Below are 2,500 nucleotides of genomic sequence, written 5' to 3'. Positions count from 1 at the left end.
CATTTAAAGAAAGCGTAACAGCTCACTGGTCTAAATAAGGGTCTTTGCGCCGAAAATGTAACGGGGCTAAAGCCATACACCGAAGCTTAGGGTTTGGTCCGCAAGGGCCAAGCGGTAGCGGAGCGTTCTGTAAGCTGATGAAGCCATACCCGTGAGGGGTGGTGGAGGTATCAGAAGTGCGAATGCTGACATGAGTAACGTAAGGGGAGTGAGAGACTCCCCCGCCGAAAGACCAAGGGTTCCTGCTTAAAGCTAATCTGAGCAGGGTTAGCCGGCCCCTAAGACGAGGCGGAAACGCGTAGTCGATGGGAACCACGTTAATATTCGTGGGCTTGGAGGTAGTGACGGATCATTGAGGTAGTCCAATCTTATCGGATTGAACGGGCTGCTGCGTGGTTCCAGGAAATAGCTCCTCCTTATAAACCGTACCCGAAACCGACACTGGTGGTCTGGTAGAGTATACCAAGGCGCTTGAGAGAACTATGCTGAAGGAACTCGGCAAATTGCACGCGTAACTTCGGAAGAAGCGTGACCCTTTTCTACGCAAGTAGAGGAGGGTGGCACAGACCAGGGGGTAGCGACTGTTTATCAAAAACACAGGGCTCTGCGAAGTCGCAAGACGACGTATAGGGTCTGACGCCTGCCCGGTGCTGGAAGGTTAAGAGGAGGGGTGCAAGCTCTGAATCGAAGCCCCAGTAAACGGCGGCCGTAACTATAACGGTCCTAAGGTAGCGAAATTCCTTGTCGGGTAAGTTCCGACCTGCACGAATGGCGTAACGACTTCCCCGCTGTCTCCAGCATAGACTCAGTGAAATTGAATTCCCCGTGAAGATGCGGGGTTCCTGCGGTTAGACGGAAAGACCCCGTGCACCTTTACTATAGCTTTACATTGGCATTCGTAGTGGCATGTGTAGGATAGGTGGTAGGCTTTGAAACCTGGGCGCCAGCTCAGGTGGAGCCACCCTTGAAATACCACCCTTATTACTATGGATGTCTAACCGCGGCCCGTTATCCGGGTCCGGGACAATGTATGGTGGGTAGTTTGACTGGGGCGGTCGCCTCCTAAAGAGTAACGGAGGCGCGCGATGGTGGGCTCAGAACGGTCGGAAATCGTTCGCTGAGTGCAATGGCATAAGCCTGCCTGACTGCGAGACTGACAAGTCGAGCAGAGACGAAAGTCGGTCATAGTGATCCGGTGGTCCCGCGTGGAAGGGCCATCGCTCAACGGATAAAAGGTACGCCGGGGATAACAGGCTGATGACCCCCAAGAGTCCATATCGACGGGGTTGTTTGGCACCTCGATGTCGACTCATCGCATCCTGGGGCTGGAGCAGGTCCCAAGGGTATGGCTGTTCGCCATTTAAAGCGGTACGTGAGTTGGGTTCAGAACGTCGTGAGACAGTTCGGTCCCTATCTGCCGTGGGTGTAGGAATATTGAAAGGATCTGTCCCTAGTACGAGAGGACCGGGATGGACGGATCTCTGGTGGACCTGTTGTGGCGCCAGCCGCATAGCAGGGTAGCTATATCCGGACGGGATAACCGCTGAAGGCATCTAAGCGGGAAACCCACCTTAAAACGAGTATTCCCTGAGAACCGTGGAAGACGACCACGTTGATAGGCCGGGTGTGGAAGAGCGGCAACGCTTGAAGCTTACCGGTACTAATAGTTCGATCGGCTTGATCGTTCTCATTCCTTATGCTCATCTGACAAAGTCAGATGGTCTGTTCTCACTCACGCTTGTTCCGCCCTGCGGGCGGCGCTACGTGGGTGCGGCGCATCAGCGCCGACGGTCGGTCGACCTTGCGAAGCTTCGCTTCGAAAGGCGCCAGGACCAAAAGAACTGTAAAGGCACATATAAGACCAGCGAACAGCCCCGAGAGGCACCCGACAGCTCCGCTGTTGATGTCTCTTCGTGCTCCTTCGCTCAAAAGCTTCTCGAACAACGTGCGTTTTGCCGACCTGGTGGTTATGGCGGAGCGGCTGCACCCGATCCCATTCCGAACTCGGCCGTGAAACGCTCCAGCGCTGATGGTACTTCGTCTCAAGACGCGGGAGAGTAGGTCGCTGCCAGGTCTGCAAAACGCACGTTGATCTCACATCCAAATCGGATGGAGAGAAATCTTCTCTCTACGAAATGGCACGCCAAGGGATCCCGGGCCGCGTAAGCGGCCCTTTCATTTGGTCAGCCATCTACCTATCTGTAGGCTTCGGTTTACACAAAAGTTGACGCGGGGTGGAGCAGCCCGGTAGCTCGTCAGGCTCATAACCTGAAGGTCACAGGTTCAAATCCTGTCCCCGCAACCAAATACAAAAGAGCCCGCCCCCGTGCGGGCTCTTTTGTATTTTGCCGTGGTGCCGGCGATTTAACCCGTCATCAGCGACCCGCAAGCAGGCGAAGCCCAGCCCCGGACAGAAAACTCAAATCCTCTCCCCCCAAACCAAATCAAAAACAGCCCGCAAGGCACAAAGCCCGCAGGCCCTGCGCGGTCAACGGGACTG

1 tRNA gene and 2 rRNA genes (1 of these 3 cut by a window edge) are annotated in these 2,500 nt (G+C 55.2%); all 3 read left to right on the top strand.

The features are described 5' to 3' along the window. Nucleotides 1–1,685, top strand: a 23S ribosomal RNA gene (locus tag EOA16_RS19915); it begins 1,137 nt to the left of the window's first position. A gap of 274 nt (nucleotides 1,686–1,959) precedes the next feature. After that, nucleotides 1,960–2,074: ribosomal RNA gene (gene rrf, locus EOA16_RS19910) — 5S ribosomal RNA — on the top strand. Nucleotides 2,075–2,228: 154 nt separating this feature from the next. Continuing rightward, nucleotides 2,229–2,305: transfer RNA gene (locus EOA16_RS19905), tRNA-Met, on the top strand. Nucleotides 2,306–2,500: the final 195 nt, after the last annotated feature.

It is taken from the genome of Mesorhizobium sp. M7A.F.Ca.US.008.03.1.1 (assembly GCF_003997495.1).
Classification (GTDB): Bacteria; Pseudomonadota; Alphaproteobacteria; order Rhizobiales; family Rhizobiaceae; genus Mesorhizobium.
Note: the sequence above shows the minus strand (reverse complement) of the source record. Positions and strands in the feature narration are given on the sequence as shown.